Origin of the sequence: Sphingomonas guangdongensis, assembly GCF_900199185.1 — a bacterium.
In the GTDB taxonomy this organism is placed as follows: Bacteria; Pseudomonadota; Alphaproteobacteria; order Sphingomonadales; family Sphingomonadaceae; genus Sphingomonas; species Sphingomonas guangdongensis.
In genome coordinates, this window is the sequence record NZ_OBMI01000001.1 from 1427281 (window position 1) to 1443507 (window position 16227).

The 16227-nt window shown below is 68.6% G+C and carries 19 protein-coding genes, 1 tRNA gene and 1 pseudogene; 13 read left to right on the plus strand and 8 right to left on the minus strand.

The features are described 5' to 3' along the window. Window position 1 precedes the first annotated feature (1 nt). On the plus strand, window positions 2–628 hold the full coding sequence (locus CRO12_RS06970) for a hypothetical protein (protein ID WP_097063195.1): 627 nt from the start codon (window positions 2–4) through the stop codon (window positions 626–628). 203 nt (window positions 629–831) lie between these two features. Continuing rightward, on the plus strand, window positions 832–1059 hold the full coding sequence (locus CRO12_RS06975) for a hypothetical protein (RefSeq protein WP_179640901.1): 228 nt from the start codon (window positions 832–834) through the stop codon (window positions 1057–1059). A 180-nt stretch (window positions 1060–1239) separates the two neighbouring features. On the opposite strand, the gene CRO12_RS06980 is transcribed toward CRO12_RS06975, so the two are convergent. Beyond that, a complete protein-coding gene (locus tag CRO12_RS06980; protein WP_144033543.1) occupies window positions 1240–1491 on the minus strand; it encodes a hypothetical protein in 252 nt (83 codons plus the stop codon). Window positions 1492–1579: 88 nt separating this feature from the next. On the opposite strand from CRO12_RS06980, the gene CRO12_RS06985 reads away from it, so the two are divergent. Together CRO12_RS06985 and CRO12_RS17930 are read left to right on the plus strand one after the other, a co-directional pair. Next, window positions 1580–3031 carry a hypothetical protein gene (locus CRO12_RS06985; protein ID WP_097063198.1) on the plus strand — a complete coding sequence of 484 codons (1452 nt, stop codon included), beginning with the start codon at window positions 1580–1582 and terminating at the stop codon, window positions 3029–3031. Window positions 3032–3549: 518 nt separating this feature from the next. Continuing rightward, window positions 3550–3711, plus strand: a complete 162-nt coding sequence (locus CRO12_RS17930; protein WP_179640902.1) for a hypothetical protein — start codon at window positions 3550–3552, stop codon at window positions 3709–3711. Here CRO12_RS17930 and CRO12_RS06990 read toward each other — a convergent pair. From CRO12_RS06990 to CRO12_RS07000, 3 genes are all read right to left on the minus strand, one after another. Then, on the minus strand, window positions 3708–3959 hold the full coding sequence (locus CRO12_RS06990; protein ID WP_097063199.1) for a hypothetical protein: 252 nt from the start codon (window positions 3957–3959) through the stop codon (window positions 3708–3710). The genes CRO12_RS17930 and CRO12_RS06990 overlap by 4 nt on opposite strands. 158 nt (window positions 3960–4117) lie before the next feature. Continuing rightward, the gene (locus CRO12_RS06995; protein ID WP_179640903.1) at window positions 4118–4375 is read right to left on the minus strand and encodes a hypothetical protein; all 258 of its coding nucleotides are present in this window, start codon (window positions 4373–4375) and stop codon (window positions 4118–4120) included. An 86-nt stretch (window positions 4376–4461) separates the two neighbouring features. Beyond that, complete coding sequence (locus tag CRO12_RS07000; protein WP_179640904.1) at window positions 4462–4692, minus strand: hypothetical protein; 231 nt, start codon at window positions 4690–4692, stop codon at window positions 4462–4464. 147 nt (window positions 4693–4839) lie between these two features. On the opposite strand from CRO12_RS07000, the gene CRO12_RS07005 reads away from it, so the two are divergent. Beyond that, window positions 4840–4915, plus strand: a tRNA-Val gene (locus tag CRO12_RS07005). Between the two features lie 11 nt (window positions 4916–4926). Here the strand turns inward: CRO12_RS07005 and CRO12_RS07010 are convergent. Then, window positions 4927–5490, minus strand: coding sequence for a helix-turn-helix domain-containing protein (locus CRO12_RS07010; RefSeq protein WP_097063202.1), 564 nt, complete (start codon window positions 5488–5490; stop codon window positions 4927–4929). An 89-nt stretch (window positions 5491–5579) separates the two neighbouring features. On the opposite strand from CRO12_RS07010, the gene CRO12_RS07015 reads away from it, so the two are divergent. Next, the gene (locus CRO12_RS07015) at window positions 5580–6047 is read left to right on the plus strand and encodes a DUF6456 domain-containing protein (protein WP_097063203.1); all 468 of its coding nucleotides are present in this window, start codon (window positions 5580–5582) and stop codon (window positions 6045–6047) included. On the opposite strand, the gene CRO12_RS07020 is transcribed toward CRO12_RS07015, so the two are convergent. Continuing rightward, the gene (locus CRO12_RS07020; RefSeq protein ID WP_097063204.1) at window positions 6011–8452 is read right to left on the minus strand and encodes a DUF2339 domain-containing protein; all 2442 of its coding nucleotides are present in this window, start codon (window positions 8450–8452) and stop codon (window positions 6011–6013) included. The two genes, CRO12_RS07015 and CRO12_RS07020, sit on opposite strands and share 37 nt — an antisense overlap. A gap of 104 nt (window positions 8453–8556) precedes the next feature. Between CRO12_RS07020 and CRO12_RS07025 the strand changes: the two genes are divergently transcribed. From CRO12_RS07025 to CRO12_RS07065, 7 genes and pseudogenes are all read left to right on the plus strand, one after another. Beyond that, window positions 8557–10074: a DUF1963 domain-containing protein gene (locus tag CRO12_RS07025; RefSeq protein ID WP_097063205.1), complete on the plus strand. Its 1518-nt coding sequence runs from the start codon at window positions 8557–8559 to the stop codon at window positions 10072–10074. Continuing rightward, entirely contained in the window at window positions 10074–10346 is a 273-nt protein-coding gene (locus tag CRO12_RS07030) for a hypothetical protein (RefSeq protein WP_144033546.1), read from the plus strand. The genes CRO12_RS07025 and CRO12_RS07030 overlap by 1 nt, the downstream gene beginning before the upstream one ends. A gap of 67 nt (window positions 10347–10413) precedes the next feature. Next, window positions 10414–11349, plus strand: a complete 936-nt coding sequence (dapF, locus tag CRO12_RS07035; RefSeq protein WP_179640917.1) for a diaminopimelate epimerase — start codon at window positions 10414–10416, stop codon at window positions 11347–11349. A 192-nt stretch (window positions 11350–11541) separates the two neighbouring features. Beyond that, on the plus strand, window positions 11542–11943 hold the full coding sequence (locus CRO12_RS07040) for a hypothetical protein (protein WP_144033547.1): 402 nt from the start codon (window positions 11542–11544) through the stop codon (window positions 11941–11943). Then, complete coding sequence (locus CRO12_RS07045) at window positions 11940–13250, plus strand: DNA-packaging protein (protein ID WP_097063209.1); 1311 nt, start codon at window positions 11940–11942, stop codon at window positions 13248–13250. The genes CRO12_RS07040 and CRO12_RS07045 overlap by 4 nt, the downstream gene beginning before the upstream one ends. A gap of 1021 nt (window positions 13251–14271) precedes the next feature. Continuing rightward, window positions 14272–14517, plus strand: a pseudogene (locus CRO12_RS07060) (phage terminase large subunit family protein); the annotation flags it as partial. Window positions 14518–14629: 112 nt separating this feature from the next. Beyond that, window positions 14630–15061 carry a hypothetical protein gene (locus CRO12_RS07065; protein ID WP_097063211.1) on the plus strand — a complete coding sequence of 144 codons (432 nt, stop codon included), beginning with the start codon at window positions 14630–14632 and terminating at the stop codon, window positions 15059–15061. Between the two features lie 104 nt (window positions 15062–15165). On the opposite strand, the gene CRO12_RS07070 is transcribed toward CRO12_RS07065, so the two are convergent. Together CRO12_RS07070 and CRO12_RS18330 are read right to left on the minus strand one after the other, a co-directional pair. After that, entirely contained in the window at window positions 15166–15768 is a 603-nt protein-coding gene (locus tag CRO12_RS07070; RefSeq protein WP_342747210.1) for a 2OG-Fe(II) oxygenase, read from the minus strand. Continuing rightward, window positions 15662–16027 (minus strand): hypothetical protein, encoded by a 366-nt coding sequence (locus CRO12_RS18330; protein ID WP_245858239.1) that lies wholly within the window; start codon window positions 16025–16027, stop codon window positions 15662–15664. The genes CRO12_RS07070 and CRO12_RS18330 overlap by 107 nt, the downstream gene beginning before the upstream one ends. Window positions 16028–16227 lie beyond the last annotated feature (200 nt).

Consider the following 16227-nt stretch of genomic DNA (forward strand, 5'->3'; position numbering starts at 1 on the left):
CATGGCGAAGTGGACAAGCCCGGCAGCTGCTGCCGACATGGTGTTTGATGATCCGGCCCGGCTCGGCAGTGGCTCCCACTTTGGGTTCGCGATCCTCTGGGCTGAAAACCGCGGGGAGCGAGCCAAAACGGCCGATCTTGCCTGCGCCAAGCTCCAGCCCGCCAAGCCGAAAGGCGAGGGCGTGCAAAAGGACGAAACTTGGGCGGTGACCGCATCCGATCACCGGCTTCTACTGGCTGCAGGCACCCCTGACATCGCAAGCCCCAAGGTGCTGTTCGACAGCTACGATGCTGACGTTTGCGCGAACCAAAACCTGCTAGCGGTTGTGCAAACGCTTCGGTTCGATCCCGATCTACCGCGGCACACCATGATGCAGCATGCCTATCTGTATGCGTCACTCACGCTGCATCCGAAGCGGCTCTCGAGCCTGATCGTCCAGCATATGCCGGGTGACATCCGCTCAGCCCGAGCGCCGCATGTCCACATCCTGACGCTCGCCCGCGTGCACCGGATCAGTGGATGGGGCCAAGTTCACGAAGTGTTCGACGATCCCCCCGCTGAGATGCACCGGGCGTTCCTTGCCGACTGGGAGCGGTTCAATGGCGCTCTCAAGCGGCACTGCACGTAAGCTCGGGGCCGACCCTCACGCGGTCGGCATAACTGAGGCCTCCGGAGCAGCGGATACGGGCGTCCGCTGCTCCGGGTAAAGGCGCCGAGGCGCTCGACTATTCGGGGCTGACCAGCACGCTGCTGCTGACGATCGACAGCATCGCGAAGCGCCGCGCCCGCTTCCCTTGGTTGGTCGCGGAGATCGAGGAACGCGGAATGGCGGTGAGCGCCGCCAACCTCGCCGCGGTGGCCGGCGAGGTGCTGACGGGTAAGCAGGCGAGCGAAGGCAAGGTCATGAAGATCGAGGGCAAGGCGCGCCGCGCCAAGCTGGCGGCAAAGGCGGCGCCGACCGTCGCAGCCATCCGCGCGGCAGCCGATGTGAATTGGAGCGTCTACTACGCCGACATCGCCGCCTGTCTCTGGTCGTGCGTCAAGGCGCTCGCCTCGTGAAGAAGATTTACGGCACCGAGCTGGTGCAGGCGGGGCAGTCTTGACGGCCAGGTTCTTTCGGCTCGCCGCACGCGCACTTGGTGCCAGCCAAGTAAGCGCGGTTGTCCTCGGACATGCGCTCCAGCAAGCGGCCAGGTGCAAGGAATAGCTGAACAGCTCGGTTGATGAGCGGGTTAGGCATCAGATCGCCTTCCGATCCTCCCACTCGCATGGCTCGCATAGCGGAACGCCGGCGGGCTTCTCGCCGTCACAGTGCGGGCAAATTGTCGAGGCGGTGGTCTCCGCGGCACTCCGACGCAGCAGCTCGTCGCCTTCCTTCCAGCCCTCGACGATGGTGTTTGGGAGAAGGAAGGGCGCCGACAACCATCGTGACACGGCGCGGCTAGGTAGCAGGAACAGCGCCAGCAACCAGCGCGGCAGGATGGTACGCATCGGTGCCTTGCTAACGATCTGCAGCGGCACCGTCGATCACTGATCATCGCCAATTCGGTGCTTTCCGGCTCATAATGGAGGCTGATCCATGCCAGCGCCCACCCTCAAGACGATTGCCCCCGACATTGCTCGCATCTCCGGCCGGCCGGTCCGCCGGTACTGGGCCGACGCGATTGGTGACCTCGCCGCCGCGCCCAATCACCGGTCCTCGCCTTACGGCCGCGGTCCTGGCCGCCTCGACGGCTGGAACCCGACCTACTACGCGTCGGTTCGACCAGATGTGATCGCGGCGGGCGTCGCGCTGGATGAGCACTGGCGCGCGATCGGTCGGTTCGAAGGCTGGCCGGCCTATGAGGACGCGCCGGCGCTGTCCGTGCTGGAGCCGGGAACGGAGGTGTGGGTGCCTGCGCCAGAGGTGGACTTCCCCGACGTGTACGCGCCACCCGGCGCGCGTGAGGTCGTACTGAAAGTGCGCGTCACCCGCTTCGGCAAGCCGTGCGAGCGCAGCTTCGAGGGTCGCTTTCAGGTTCAGGGCGGGTCGCTCAACGTGCCGGGGCAGTCGTTCGCGACCGCGCGGTCTCACCCGACGCAGGGCTCGATCATGCGGGTGGTGTGGCAAGCCCCGGTGGAGATGGTCGGGCGCAGCGGCACCGTCAACACGGCGGTGGTCAGCAACGAGAACATCTTCATCGTCAACGCGGTCATCCACCTCAACACGCCCGCGCCGGACGGCTACCGCTACGACGACGCAGCCCTGCCGCCCGAACCGGTGCTGCCCAAGCTCGGCCGGCACGACGATGAGGTGCAGCTGTTCGAGGATCGCGACACCTCGCACGACCACCACTACCGGCTGAACGGCAGCCTGCCGATCGTGCCGCCGGGCACGGTGCTGGCGAACGGCCGCGACATCACCGCCGACCTGTGCCCGATCATCGACGGTCCCGAGCGGTTCCGCCGCTTCAGGATCGCCGACGTGAGCAACGCGCCGATCCGCTACGACGGGATCGACTGGAACTACGTCGCTGCCGGGTTCGAGACCAACAAGGTCGCCTATGTCGACGGCATCTGGCAGGCGAAGATGCAGGTGCGCGGCTTCCCACACCTCGACAGTGCGCCGTGGTGGGGCATCCACGCCGACGGTTCCTGGCCGCCCGAGCTCGACATCCTGGAGATGATCCGCGGCGGGCAGGCGGCGACCTTCCACGGCAACGACCAGGGCAGCGGCGAGGGCAAGCCCCAGGTCAGTTTCCCCTACCGCGTCACAGAGGGCATCCGCACCATCACGCTTCAGCGGCTCACGATCGAGTGGCAGGGGTACGAACGTCGATGGTTCCGATTGTGGGACCAGCACCAAGGCGAGGCGGCTTACCTGGTCGGCGAGGGGCCGGACTATATGCGTGACTGGCCGATCGGCTTCACCTGCAACATGGAGCTCGGCGGTGCCGGTGGGTCGCTGCAGGAGGCGCTGGCGTCGCCAGTTAAGCCGTCCACCTACGAGGGCACCGACCTCTACTGGGTTAGGTACTGGAAGCCTGCCTGAGAATTTCGAGGCAGCCATCCGTTAAATCACTCAACGGGCCGCTTCTTCGCATGCCGCACCGAGACCCATCCGCAGCGCTTGCAGCGGCAAACCGTCGTCCCCGGTCGCAGAGTAGCTGCTTTGCGCACCCACCGATGGATGCCGAGCTTGCACCAAAGGCTCATACGCGCCCCCCACTTCCGGGTGGCGCGTTAAAGGTCTCAAACGACCGCCCGAACGCCCGCGGCTATGACGGCCCAAAGCAGTAGGGACAACGAAAAACTTGCAATCCAAACACTTGCCCTGATCCCGCCCGACGTTCTGACAGGGAGATGAGGATTAGTCCTCAACATCTCGCTTCCTCTCCTCGCAACCGGCGTGTTCGCCGTAAGTCTAAAATGAGCAACGTTGGCACTCTGTTCCAGATTGAAACATCGAGTGAGCGCTAACGCAATATAGTTTCTTTCGTCGCGCACGACTTCGCGCGCTGACCTAACCCGCCGCCGCGCGGCTTTGCGGCATCCACCAGGAGAACATGCATGAACCTCGGCAAGCTGCTCAAGTCCGTCGCCAAGAAGGCGAAGGAGAACCCCGAACTGGCGCTGATCGTCCTCGGCATCGCCGCGCCCAAGCTGGCGGCAAAGGTCGCACCCAAGATCGCGCAGGTCGCCGCGGCCGTGAAGGTGGCGAAGGCGCTCTAATCCTCGAACCCGGCAATGCCTCCGCCCTGCTTCTCGCGCAGCACGGGGCAGGGCGGGCCCTCCGGAGCGCTGGTCAGGACTTCAAACCGGTGCAGTCCTCGCCCCGCGACGTGCGCGGCAAGGCGGCTGTCCGCCATGCGACGTCGATCAGGCATGTTGCAGGCGATATCGGCGCGGACCTGGGCGGGCAGGGTGCGCAGCGCCTGCGTGATCTGCCAGATCAGTTCGTCCCGGTTTACCTGCCTCACGCCTGCTCGCTCCCGACTCGATGAGTGCGGAACGTAGCTGGAACATCGCGGCTACGCGAACCAGATCGAGACAGTGGTGATCGTGCCGATCGCGATCAGCGTGGCGTAGCACCACAGCTCCGCGCGGCGGACCGGCTCCAACCCGTTGGGTGCCCGGCTCACAGGTCAAGGTTCCTGCGCTCGATCTCCGCGATCAACAGATCGGCATCGGGATCGCCAGCCTCTCCGGTGGTCATCTGCCACGCCGCGAGCACCTGCTGGTCGCTGACGGCTCGGCGGCTGCTCTCGATGCTGGTCCGCAGTCTGTCGGCATAACTGCCACCGTGGGGCCACTCGGGATCTGTGACGCCTGTTCCGGCTTCCTCGTGGTCAAGCGCGCGCCGCTCCTCTGCCGCGTCGCGAAGGTGCCGGAGCACGCGAGCAAGATCGTTCCGGTCGAAGTTTTCGAGCATAGCCATGAGCGAAGCGTCTCACCGCCAATCGCCCGATGAAAGCGCCCTATCTAACCACCTAGCTCGCTCGCGGGCACGCCGAAAAATCTGGCCAACGTCTCGATCTCCTCACCTGGCAGGTCGAGCAGGTAGGTGTCGGCGTTCCAGCGCTTCCGGAAGTAGGTCTCGCTGCGGCCAATTACGCGGGCGAGGGTGGGCACCGTGACGTTGATCTCGCGGGCCAGCTGCTTCAGGCGCGGCAGGGGGCGGAGCGGAGCCGTCATCACGTGCGAGCCTGCCATGCCGAACACGTACCAAGCAAGCGGCCCCTACTTCGGGAATAGTTCGGGACTCGACGTTCCGACCGGTTCCTTTTCGTTCTCCTCCATTCCCTTCGCGCACCACTTGCGTCGTCAGAAATTAGCGGTATTCCGCGGGTTCCCGAGAGCGGGCGCTTAGCTCAGTTGGTAGAGCATCTCGTTTACACCGAGAGGGTCGGCGGTTCGAGCCCGTCAGCGCCCACCATCCCCGACAAGTCACAGTGCGCGGATCAGGCGGGTCGCCGACGCGATCCAGGGCGGGCTGGCGATGATCTGCTGGCGTGCGCCGGCGCCGAGCGGGAGCAGCTGGACCCTGTCGCCCTCGCGCCCGATCAGCCGACCAAAGGCGAAGCGACCCGCCGGGCGCGGCACCAGCACGTCGCGGTTGAGGGCGCTGGCGAACTGCTCGGGCGCGAGGCGCGTGCACCAGATCTCATCGCCTGCGCGGTAGTCTCCCACCCCGGCGGTGACGGTGATCGCAAGCGCGCCCGGAGCGGGGTGCGGCGCAACCACCGTTGCGGAGCGGGTGGGCGCCACCGCTCCCGCCGGTCCGAGCAGCGCGGCCACGGGCACATCGGCGCGGGCCGGCAGGGTCACGAGATCGGCGGCGGTCACGCCGAGCGCTGCGGCAATACGATTGAGCCAGGCAACCGAAACGGTTCGCGTGCCCGTCTCCAATCGCCCGATCGTCTGAGCGGTCGTCGGGGGCGAACAGGCGCGCGCAACATCGTCCAGCGTCAGGCCACGGGCGCGGCGAACCTCCCTGATGGCTGTAATCATCGGCCGTTCTCCCTAACCTGTCTGGTTCTCTGTCCTACAACCCGGTGCGCGTGGCAAGCGTCGCTGCGACTCGGGACAAGGAATCAGGCGTGAAGCGCGAGCTGGTGGAACGGACGATCGGGAAGGGACGCAGCGTCACGGTCAACCTGGGCGAGTCGCCGCTGTCTTGGTTGCAGTCGCGCGGCCACGTCGATGCCCGGCAGTTCGAGGCGGGCGAGCGGCTGCGCGCCGATTACGAGACGGCACAGCTGGGCGCCCGCGTCACCATGGCGTGGGATGCGGCACCCGCCGGGCGGACGCCACGGGGCACGCCGCCGGCGCTGGACCCAGCACTCGCGACGATCGCGGCCAAGCGGCGGTTCGACGCCGCGGTGGCGAGCGTCGGGCCGGGGCTGACCGACGTGTTGTGGCGGGTGGTCTGCGCCGGCGAGGGACTGGGCGCGGCGGAGCGGGCGCTCGGCTGGCCGGCGCGGGCGGGCAAGCTGGTGCTCGGGCTGGCGCTCGACCGGCTGGCGGACCACTACCGGCTGGGCGGCACCGCTACCATCCGCCGGTAGAACCAGCCAATCCCGATCAGCGCGAGCCCGAGGCCGAGAAAGCTCAGGATCCGCAGCACGCCGCCGAGCGCCGCGACGTCGAGCAGGAAGACCTTCAACGTAACGGCGGTCAGCAGCAGCAGGCCCGCGGTGCGCAGCCCGCTGCCCGGATCGGTCAGGCCGCGCCACAGCCACACCACGGCGAGCAGCAGGAAGGCCGCGGAATAGCCCCAGTTCTCGGCCACGGAGAGCGGGCCGGTGAGCAGGCTGCCGTGCGTCAGCTGCCGCACTGCGGCGGCGACCGCGAGCAGGATGGACAGGAGCATCGTCCAGCGCCAGCCGCGGCCCGGGAGGGTTCGGGCGACCAGGGCGAGGAGCGCGGGCAGGAGGACGGCGGCGTTCAGGAGCGGCAGCGATCCGACCGCCTGCGGCACGACGAGTGGGGTGAAGAGCACGAGATCGAACCAGAGCGCGCGCGCGAAGGCCACGAGGACAAGCGCGTGGCCGAGGCGCTTGGTTGCCGCGTGTCGGGCGAGGAGCACGCCTGCACCCGCGAATAGGAACGTGATCGCGGCGCGCTCGCTGAAGCCGAGTGCGAGGAAGCGGGACGGTGTCGCGAGCGCCAGCGGCTGCTTGGCGAGCGCGTAGAGCGTCGCGGCGGCGACCACGCCGCCCGCGAGCGTGACGGCAGGGCGCCAGCGGCCGAAGCTGTCCGGTGCGAAGCGCAGCGCGGCCGCGACGGCGACGAGCGGCAGCGCGAGCGACAGCAGCAGGCGACGTTGCGCCGGCAGGTAGGGATAGATCAGCGTCTCGCCGCCGATCGCGGCCGCAGCGGCACCGAGCAGGTTGAGGAGCGGTCCGCCGGCGAGCAGCAGCATCGCCAGTGCGACGAAGGCGGGCAATGCCTGCAATCTCGGATGGTCGCGCTGCCGGCCCCACCAGACCAGGATCGCGAGGGCCGGAACGAGCATCGCGGGCGCGGCGGCGAGCGGCACCGGCGCCGCAAGCGCAACGCCGCCGAGCAGGGCAGCGATGGCGGCTCCGCCAACAAGGCCGACGTCCCGCCCCTGCGCCGCCCGGTGTCGCCAGGACAGCCAGGCAGCGGCGGCAGCGAGGACCAGGTCGACGATCGACCAGGTGGTGGTGGGGAGCAAAGAAGGACGCGATAGATGCGCGACGAGGACCGGCCCGGCCAGCCCCACGAGCGCGACCGCCGCCCAACGAGGACCGAGCCCGGACCAGCGCAGCCCAGCGCCGGCAATCAGCGCGGTCGCGAGGACCACAGCGACCTGGCTTGCGGGAGACGGGCCGGTCGCGGCCGAGAAGGCCAGCGCCAGCAGCACGGTGACGAGCACGGCCGCGGCGAGCGCCGCGCCCTCCAGCACCGCATCCCGCCGTGCGAGCACCACTGCCGCCGCGGCGAGGGTCAGATGGTAGGCCCAGGCGAGCGGCGTGAAGTCGAGCGTCGGCGCGAGCACCAGCAGCTGCGCCAGCCCCGCGACGAGCGGTAGTGCGCGCAGCCACGTCCTGAGCGGGCCTGTCCGCGGCAGCGCCAGGGTCGCTCCGATCGCGAGCGCGGTGACGAAGGCGGCAACGCCCGTGCTCTCCGAGCCGCCGAGCAGCAGCACCAGCAGGTTCGCCCAGCCGAAGCCCGCGACCACCGCGGCCATCGCCAGCCAGGTCCAGCCGCGGGCGGCGGCGAGTGCGAACAGTGCCGCGATCAGGAGCGCGAGGTAGCCGAGCAGCGGTGTGACTCCGGCTGCGTCGACGCCGGCCACCAGCGGCGCGGCGAAGCCGCCGACCAGCGCCATGACGGCGGTCGGGGCGCCGTGGCGCAAGGACAGGAACAGCGCGCCGCCGGTGATCGCGGCGGTGGCCGCGAAGGCGGCGGTCGGGGCGATTAGGTGGTATTGTGCGGCTGCGACGTAGAGTGTGCCGTAGGCGCTGGCGATCGCGGCGCCCGAGAGGACCTGCGCTAGGCGCGGATCGTCGCGCGTGGCGGCGAGGCGGCGGGTCGCCTCGCTGCCGGCAAGCAGCGCGGCGGAGAACAGCGCGGCGAACGCGACGCGGACGGCGGGCCCGATCAGGCCGCTCTCGATCCCGTAGCGGACGAGGAACAGCCCGGCGACGACCAGCGCCGCGCCCCCGGTCCAGATCGGCAGCTTGCCGGCGACGAGCGCCTCCAACCGCTCGGCGAGGGTGGGCGCGGGCTCGGCCAGTACAAGCGGCAGCGCATCAGCGAGCGGCTCGGGCTCGGCGACGGCGGCGAGCGGCTCCGCATCGGCGGCGGACGGTTCGTGATCAAGCGCGGCAATTCGCAGTTCGCTCCGGAGCGCGGCCACGGTCCGCTCCAGCGCGGCGATGCGTCGGGTCAGCAGCGCCACCGCGACGGCGCCGAGCAGCAACAGCAGGAGGTCGGTTGTCACGGTCCTCCTATGCCCGGTTGTGAGGCGCGGCGCACGTGCGGGATGGGCGCACAGAGCTTCTTAACGCAGCGCCGCTATACCGGCAGCAAACGGCGAGTGGTCTCATGCAGTCGAAGATCTTAAGCGCGGTCAGCATCGGTGCCCTTTTCACCCTGCTGGCGGTGAGCGCCGGGAGCGACTTTCCGGAAGCCTGGTTCGGATCGCCGATGCCGCGCGGGCTGCGCGCGCTCGCGTGGGCCGCGGACCTGCTGGCCGGGCCGCTCGGCGCCGGCGGTGCGGCCATCGCCTTCGGTTCGCTGGGGCTGGCGGGGATCGGACTGGTCGCGCGCCGGGGTAGCGGATCGCGCCCTCACGGCGCGGCTGCCTCAACGCGGGCCGAGCCGGAAATCGTACCCGAGCGGCGCCGGAGCTTCGGTACCAAGGCGGCAGCCGGGGGGCCGATGTCGGCGCCGGTCGCGTCGGACGATTGGTTCGACCTTGATGAGATTCTGTTCGGGGGCGGGCACAACCAGACGCCGCGGCCCGGCTGGGCGCTGCTGCTGCGGTCACCCTTTACGGACTGGACGGGGGCATCGTCGTGGCTGGGCGGGGTGCCACACGCGCCCGCCGACTTCCGCTGGCCGCGCGACCCCGACGGGACGCCGCAGCTTTTCCTGGCGCAGATCGACCTGGCCGCGATCGCACCCGAGCCGCGAACGGGGCTGCGACCAGAAGGTCTGCCCGAGTCGGGCGCGCTGCTGATCTTCGCCGGGAGTGCGGCGTCCTGTCACCTGATCACGGCCGCGGCGATGGCGAGCGCCGGGCCGGTGACGCCCCCGGACGAGCTTCCGGCCATCCGCACCTACGGCTTCTGGGGTGAGGGAACCGCGTTTCCGTACTGGCCGGTGGATCCGCGCGCGTTCTGGGACGAAGGCAAGGAACGCCCCGCCGCCTTTCCCGAGTTGTTCGCGCGGCCGGAGCAGTGGATCACCAACTGGGGCATTGCCGCGGTGGAGGCGGAGGAGGTCATCCGGGTGCTCGGCAACGAGCTGCGGGAGGCGGAGCGGTTCCTTGCCTGGCGGGGCGCGCTGCCCGCGGACGACCGCGCGCTCGCCAATGCGGTGATCGTGGCGAAGTCGGCCCACTACCCGGTCATCGTCGAGCTCGGTTCGGTGATGATGGCGGACCTGATCGAATGGCGGGACCATGCGCTGTCGCAGCCGCCGGAGGTACCGGTGGAGGCGGATCTGCTCGCCGCGCTGTTCCGGCGACGGCGGGCGATGGAAGGCCGGCTGGTCGAGAACTACGGGACGAAGCGAAGCCTGATGGGTGATCCGACGGCGCTGTGGCGCACGCTGGAGGGCCCGGCAGCGCGGCTGCGCGCCGCGCCGGCGGCCCTGCACGGCTTCATCGCGGCGCAGGTGACCGACTGGCGCGGGCACCGGCTGTACGGTGTCGAGCCCGAGTTCCCGAACAATGGCGAGGATCTGCGCGGTCACGACTGCCTGCTGAGCGTGCACGCCGACCGGCTGATCGAGACCGATTCCGAGCATGAGTACGGGCTGTCCGTATGGCTGCCGACCGAGGAGCTGCGGGCGATGCGGCTCGATCACACCCGGCTGGTGCGGCACTGCGCGGTATGATGCCAATCGCGGCGAAGATGCTGGTGGCGTGGCTGCTGGCGATCGTGGCGGCGGCGCCGATCGGCGGATTGCCGGGGAAGCGCGGTGCGATCGGCGTGGCGGACGGTCTGCTGGGGATCGGCCTGGTCGTCGGGCTGCCGATGCTGGTGTTCGCCGCGGCCATCCTTCCCACCGACTGGGCCGGTGCTGAGCGGGCACTGGTGCTGTTCGCGGGCGCGATGGGCAAGTTCTCGAGCCTGTTGAGCATTGCCGTGGCCGCCCGATTCGGGTGAGTGGCCGCCGGTGGCGCGATGCGATAGGGCGATCCGCTGACACAATCGGAGGCGCGGCGTGACGCGGGTGCGGCTTTCCTTCACCAAATGCCATGGCAGCGGAAACGACTTTCCGCTGATCGATGCGCGCGGGCTCGCCTTGGCCGACGCGGACTGGGCGGTGGTGGCGCGGGTGCTGTCGGATCGCGCCGGACCGGTCGGGAGCGACGGGCTGCTGCTGCTCGCCGAAGGTGGTGGCGATCAGGCGTTCGCGCAGCGGATGTTCAATGCCGACGGATCGGAGGCGGGGACGTGCCTCAACGGGCTGCGCTGCGTGGCGCGGGCGGGGTTCGAGGCGCTGGGACGTGAGGCGGCGACGATCGGGCTGAAGGCGGGAACGGCGGAGGCGGCGCGGGTCGCGGACCTGGCGCCGGGTGTCTACACCGTGCGGACGCGGGCCGGGCCGGCGACGACCGATCCGGCGGCGATCGGCCTGCGGGTGGCGGCGCCGGTTATCGAGGCGCGGGTACCTGGACTGCCGAGCGAACGGGCGTTCACCGGGGTGGGGATGGGCAACCCGCACCTGATCAGCTTCGTGGAGCGGATCGACGAGGCGGAACTGGTCGCACTCGGTTCATGGTGCGAGGCGGGTCCCGAGCTGCTGGTCGACCGCGCCAATGTGTCGTTCGTCGCGGAGCGCGCGGACGGGCTGTTCGTCCGGACGTTCGAGCGCGGAGTCGGGCTGACCGACGCGTGCGGCAGCGCGATGGCGGCGGCAACCCAGGCGGCGGGGCTGACCGGACGGGTCGCGTTCGGACGCGAGATCACCGTCCACAATCCGGGCGGGCTGGTGCGCGCGAGCGCCGCCGGGCCGGACGCGCCGGTGACGATCGCCGGCAACGCGACCTTCGAGTGGGAGGGCGAGATCACGGTCGACCTGGCCGCCGAAACGGCACACGATCTGGAGATCACGCGGCGGCGGGACCACGAGGTCACCGCCTGGCAGGCGCTGGTAACCAGATAGGTTATTTTTGCTTGACAGCGTCACGCTGATATGGCACATAACGGGAACGATGAGGAATTGCGGGTCGGGCCGGCGCGCGGGGGCGCTGTCCGGCCCGATCGCGTTTCGGGGAGGGTGCGGATGGGCGAGGCGGGGACGGCGGGTAGCGCAGCGCGGCGCATCGGTCACAAGCGTGTGCGGTGGACGAAAGCGATGAAGGAAAGCTTCTTCAATCACCTGACCACCACGGGCAATGTAAAGGCGTCTGCGCACGCGATCGGGATCGATCCGCGCTCCGCATACACCCTGCGGCGGAAGGACGAGCAGTTCGCCGCCGACTGGGGCGTGGCGATCGCGCAAGCGTACGAGATCCTGGAAACGCACCTGCTGGCGATGGCCCTCTCCGGCGAGAGCGCCATCGATACGGGGGGCGTGGGGCCGGGTACGGTAATCGATTTCGATCAGGCGATGCGCCTGCTCGGGCGGCAGCACGGCGCCAAAGCACCGCCGCAGCGGCGCGGCGGACCACGGCGCAAGCTGCTGACCAACGAGGAGATCGATGCGGCATTGCTTGCCAAGCTGGGCAAGCTGATCCCGCCGTCGGAGCCCGCATGAGCACCGACGTCCGGGCGCTGCTTGCCCGATTGGCGATCCTGCCTGCCGACGAGATCGGCGTGCTGCTGCGCAAGCTGTCGCCGGTCGAGCGACGCGCGCTCAACGATGCTTGGCATCTGTGGGCGCACGCCGGGCAAGTAGCGCCGCCGGGCGACTGGCGCGTGTGGCTGATCCGTGCCGGTCGCGGGTTCGGCAAGACGCGGGCCGGCGCGGAGTGGCTGAGCGCGTGCGCACGGACGATGCCGCAAGCCCGAATTGCGTTGATCGGCAGCAGCGGGGACGAGGCACGACGCGTCATGGTGGAGGGCGCGAGCGGGCTGCTGGCCGTTGCCAGAGACGGCGAGGCGATCGACTGGGCGCCCGCTAGCGGCCGGCTGACCTTTGCCTCCGGCGCGCAGGCATGGGTCTACTCGGCGGAGGCGTCCGAGTCGCTGCGCGGGCCGGAGCACCACCTGGCGTGGTGCGACGAGCTCGCCAAGTGGCGGCGCGGCGACGCGGCCTGGGACAATCTGCTGATGGGCCTCAGGCTGGGAGAGCGGCCGCGGGTGCTGGTGACGACGACGCCGCGGCCGACCGCGCTGATGCGGCGGGTGCTGGCGCTGCCCGACCTGGTCGAGACGCGCGGGGCGACGCGGGACAACCCGCACCTGCCGCAAAGCTTCGTCGCGGCGATGGCGGCGCAGTACGGCGGCACCCGGCTGGGGCGGCAGGAGCTGGACGGCGAGCTGATCGACGATGTCGAGGGCGCGCTGTGGACGCGGGCGACGGTGGAGGGTTGCCGGGTCGCGGTGGCGCCGGCGCTCACCCGCGTGGTGGTGGGCGTCGATCCGCCGGCGAGCGCGAGCGGCGACGCGTGCGGGATCGTCGTGGCGGGACTGGGCGCGGACGGCGATGCCTATGTGCTGGAGGACGCGAGCGTGGCGGGCCAGTCGCCGGAGGGCTGGGCGCGGACCGTGGCGGCGGCGGCGGCGCGGCACGGCGCCGACCGGGTGGTGGCGGAGGCGAACCAGGGCGGCGACATGGTCAGGAGCGTGCTGCAGGCCGCCGACACCGCGCTGCCGGTGCGGCTGGTCCATGCGAGCCGGGGCAAGGTCGCGCGGGCGGAGCCGGTGGCGGCGTTCTACGAGCGGGGGCGAGTGCGTCACGTGGGGGCGTGGCCGGCGCTGGAGGAGGAGCTGTGCGGGCTGATGGTCGGCGGCGGCTATGGCGGGCCGGGGCGCTCGCCGGACCGCGCGGATGCGCTTGTGTGGGCGGTGACGGCACTGCTGGTGGGGCGGCGCGGGACGGTGGGCGTGCGGGCGGTCTAGCGGGGGGGGGGGGCAGGGTTCGCTCGTTCGCCTCGTCAGTGAACGACCGAATGTCCGCTACTGGTGGATAGCGGACGTTCATTCGCCGATGCTGGCGTGGTACAGAAGTTTGCCGGTCCGATTAGAGAAGCAGGTGATGCTGGTGCCGCAAGCGACCGCCCATCGCGGGCGAAGCTCGACGCAATTGCGGTCCGGGAAGGACACCGTCACGGGCAGGTTCAAGTTCTCGATTTTCTTGGTCGTGCTCCGTTCTTCGCGAGCTTTAATCGCATAGGCGCGCTGTTCTAACGGCGCATCCGGCGAGTAACGGACTTCTTGCTGCAGTCGGCGTAGGCGGTTTTCCGCAGTTAGCCAAAGACCCGTAAGGGTGCCGCATGCGGCTAGAAGGACAACAAAGAGGACTGGTAGCCCACGGCGCATACGTCAGAACAACACGCGTCAAGAATGTCCGCAAGTGGGCGTTAGCGGACTTTCGTCCACACGGGAAAGACGGCGTTCTCGGTAGAGCCCATCGCTTTCACCATCTGCTCGTTACCGAAGGCGGGAAGGCTCGTGAGTTAGTCGAGCATGACGCTCTCCCCAGTCGCTCCTTGTGGATATACGCACGCGAGCTGTCCGTCTGATCCGAATAGGAGCCACCAAACGTCTGCTCTCCAGGGACCGGTGTCGTTGGTCTCGATCGCCACCCCAGCCATGTCGGACTTTGCGAGCGTCTTCGTTTGGCCCGCGTCGTCGGTCACGCGAACGTGGTCGGGCTCAATCGACACAGTCCACAGGGCTTCCGGTTGAGGACGTTGCGTCCACTTTCTGATCCAGCCGAACATGCAGCCTCCAAGTCCTCAGAGCCTAATGCGCCGCGTCCTTGTCCGCTATTGGGCGAAAGCGGACGTTCGCTCCCAATTGTCACGCACTCGATGGTCCGAGCCCACCCCGCAGGGCGCTGGCGATAGCAACCGGACACACCGCAAGCGGTTTAGTGGACCCCGGAACACAGCCGGAGTGACGACCGTGTGAGGCGTTGGTGCGACTGGTCCATGCCAGCCGCGGCAAGGTCGCGCGGGCGGAGCCGGTGGCGGCGCTGTACGAGCGCGGGCGGGTGCATCACGTCGGCGCGTGGCCAGAACTGGAGGACGAGCTGTGCGGGCTCTCGGTCGGGGGCGGCTATGGCGGGCCGGGCCGCTCGCCGGACCGGGCGGACGCGCTGGTGTGGGCGGTGACGGCACTGCTGGTGGGGCGGCGTGGAGCGGTGGGCGTGCGGGCGGTGTGAGGGACGACTGCCGTGCGCGCGGGGGCCGGGCTCCTTTACCGGGTTCGCGACGACGCCTACATGGGGTGCAGCCGTGGCGTTCTTTGGTTCGTGATCGGCAGGGAGACGGATCATGAGCGTCGTGCTGTTTGCCGCCATGCTTCTCGCCGCGCCGGAGCTACCGCCGCGTGTCGCAACCGCCGAGAACGAGCTGCGGTTTACCTTCTACCGTAACGGCAAGGGCCGGGGGTTCGCCAGTTCGCGCACCATCATCACCGGGACCGGCATGGGGCCGAAGACTTGGTCGACCAGCAGCTTCGCCAGGATCGTCCGTAGGTGCGGCGGACGGGCGATCGGCACGCTCGGGAGCAACGGCTACACCGTTCAGCTGACGAGCAGGCCGACCGGGCAGGACTTCGCGGTCGCCGAGTGCGTCAAGCGATCGACAGGTGTCCGCTTCACGGCGGGCATCCAAGTCGGCGTGACGATGGGGGCTTATGCGCTCGACACGACGCCGTTCCGCGCGCTGTGGGACAGCGAGCAGATCGCGGCGAAGGCGGGTTAGCCGCCGGTCGGCCGACCGCTCGAGCGACTTGCTGGAAAGGGCTCGTAGCTCATGTGGCCCAGCGATATCGGCGGCTGCGGCTTCAACCGAGTGCAAAGACCTTCTTATTCGGCATCAACAGGATTCGGAAGCTGCTTCGCTCCGGTCAGCTGACGCTTGGCCTTGCCCAGATTGCGGATGACAAATGGCGGGAGCAAGTCGCTCTTCAGCTCGCGCAGCTTGATCTTCCAGTCGGTTCGGTCCTCGGTCCCTGGCCGAACCTTGAACTGGGTGGTGTGCGATCGCTTCAGGTCATCCCACGTCGCTGTGTAGTAATACAACGCGATCGACTTCCGGGAAACACCGTCAGGATGGTTCACGACCTGCGGATTGCCGTGCATGCTGTCCGACGTGGTGTTGAAAATGAGGCATCGATTGAAGATCGGATCATGTGATTGCGCGCGCCGGGTCATGGCTGTGTCCCACAGCTCGATCTGTCCGCCATACTCCGGCTTCCAGTCCTTGTTGAGGTAGATGAGGACGTTGATGCGACGTTCCACGTTCATCATCTTGTGATGGTTGAAGTCGGCGTGGATCGACAGATGGCCGCCATTCTTTACCTCATGGAACCCTGCACCCGAGAAATAAGGATCGGGTATCAGGCCCCTTATCCCGGTGATGTTCTCGATGAGCTTGATGAACGGACGCGAGTTGAAGCTGTAGAACAGCGAGCGGGGCGTAATCATCGAGCGTGTCGGGGTGGTAGCTGCTCTTCAGCCGCTCCTGCGCGCGCTCGTAGGAGGCGTTCAGGCCTTCGTCGGTCGAGCCCGGGCCAAAGTGATCCAGGATGCCGTTCGCGACTCGCTCAGGTAGAAAATCATCGATGACGATCGAGGGAAATGGGTCGGCGGCGTTATACTGCGCCTGAAGCTCCGATCCCTTGTCGCGTGTCGCGCCCGCCCGAATGAAGCCGGTATCGACGTCCATGACATCAAGATACGACATTGCTGATCTCCCCCGTCCAACGGGGAGAGTGACTGCAGAGCCGTAGACCTGCAAGTGATTCGACAAGCGGAAACGCTCAATACGCAATCAGACTAAAGACGGACGACTTTGCGAATTGAAGATCGGCCGCGGCTCGAAGTGTCGCAGCCGGCAGAACGGGTGATACGGCTGTACGCGAGCTT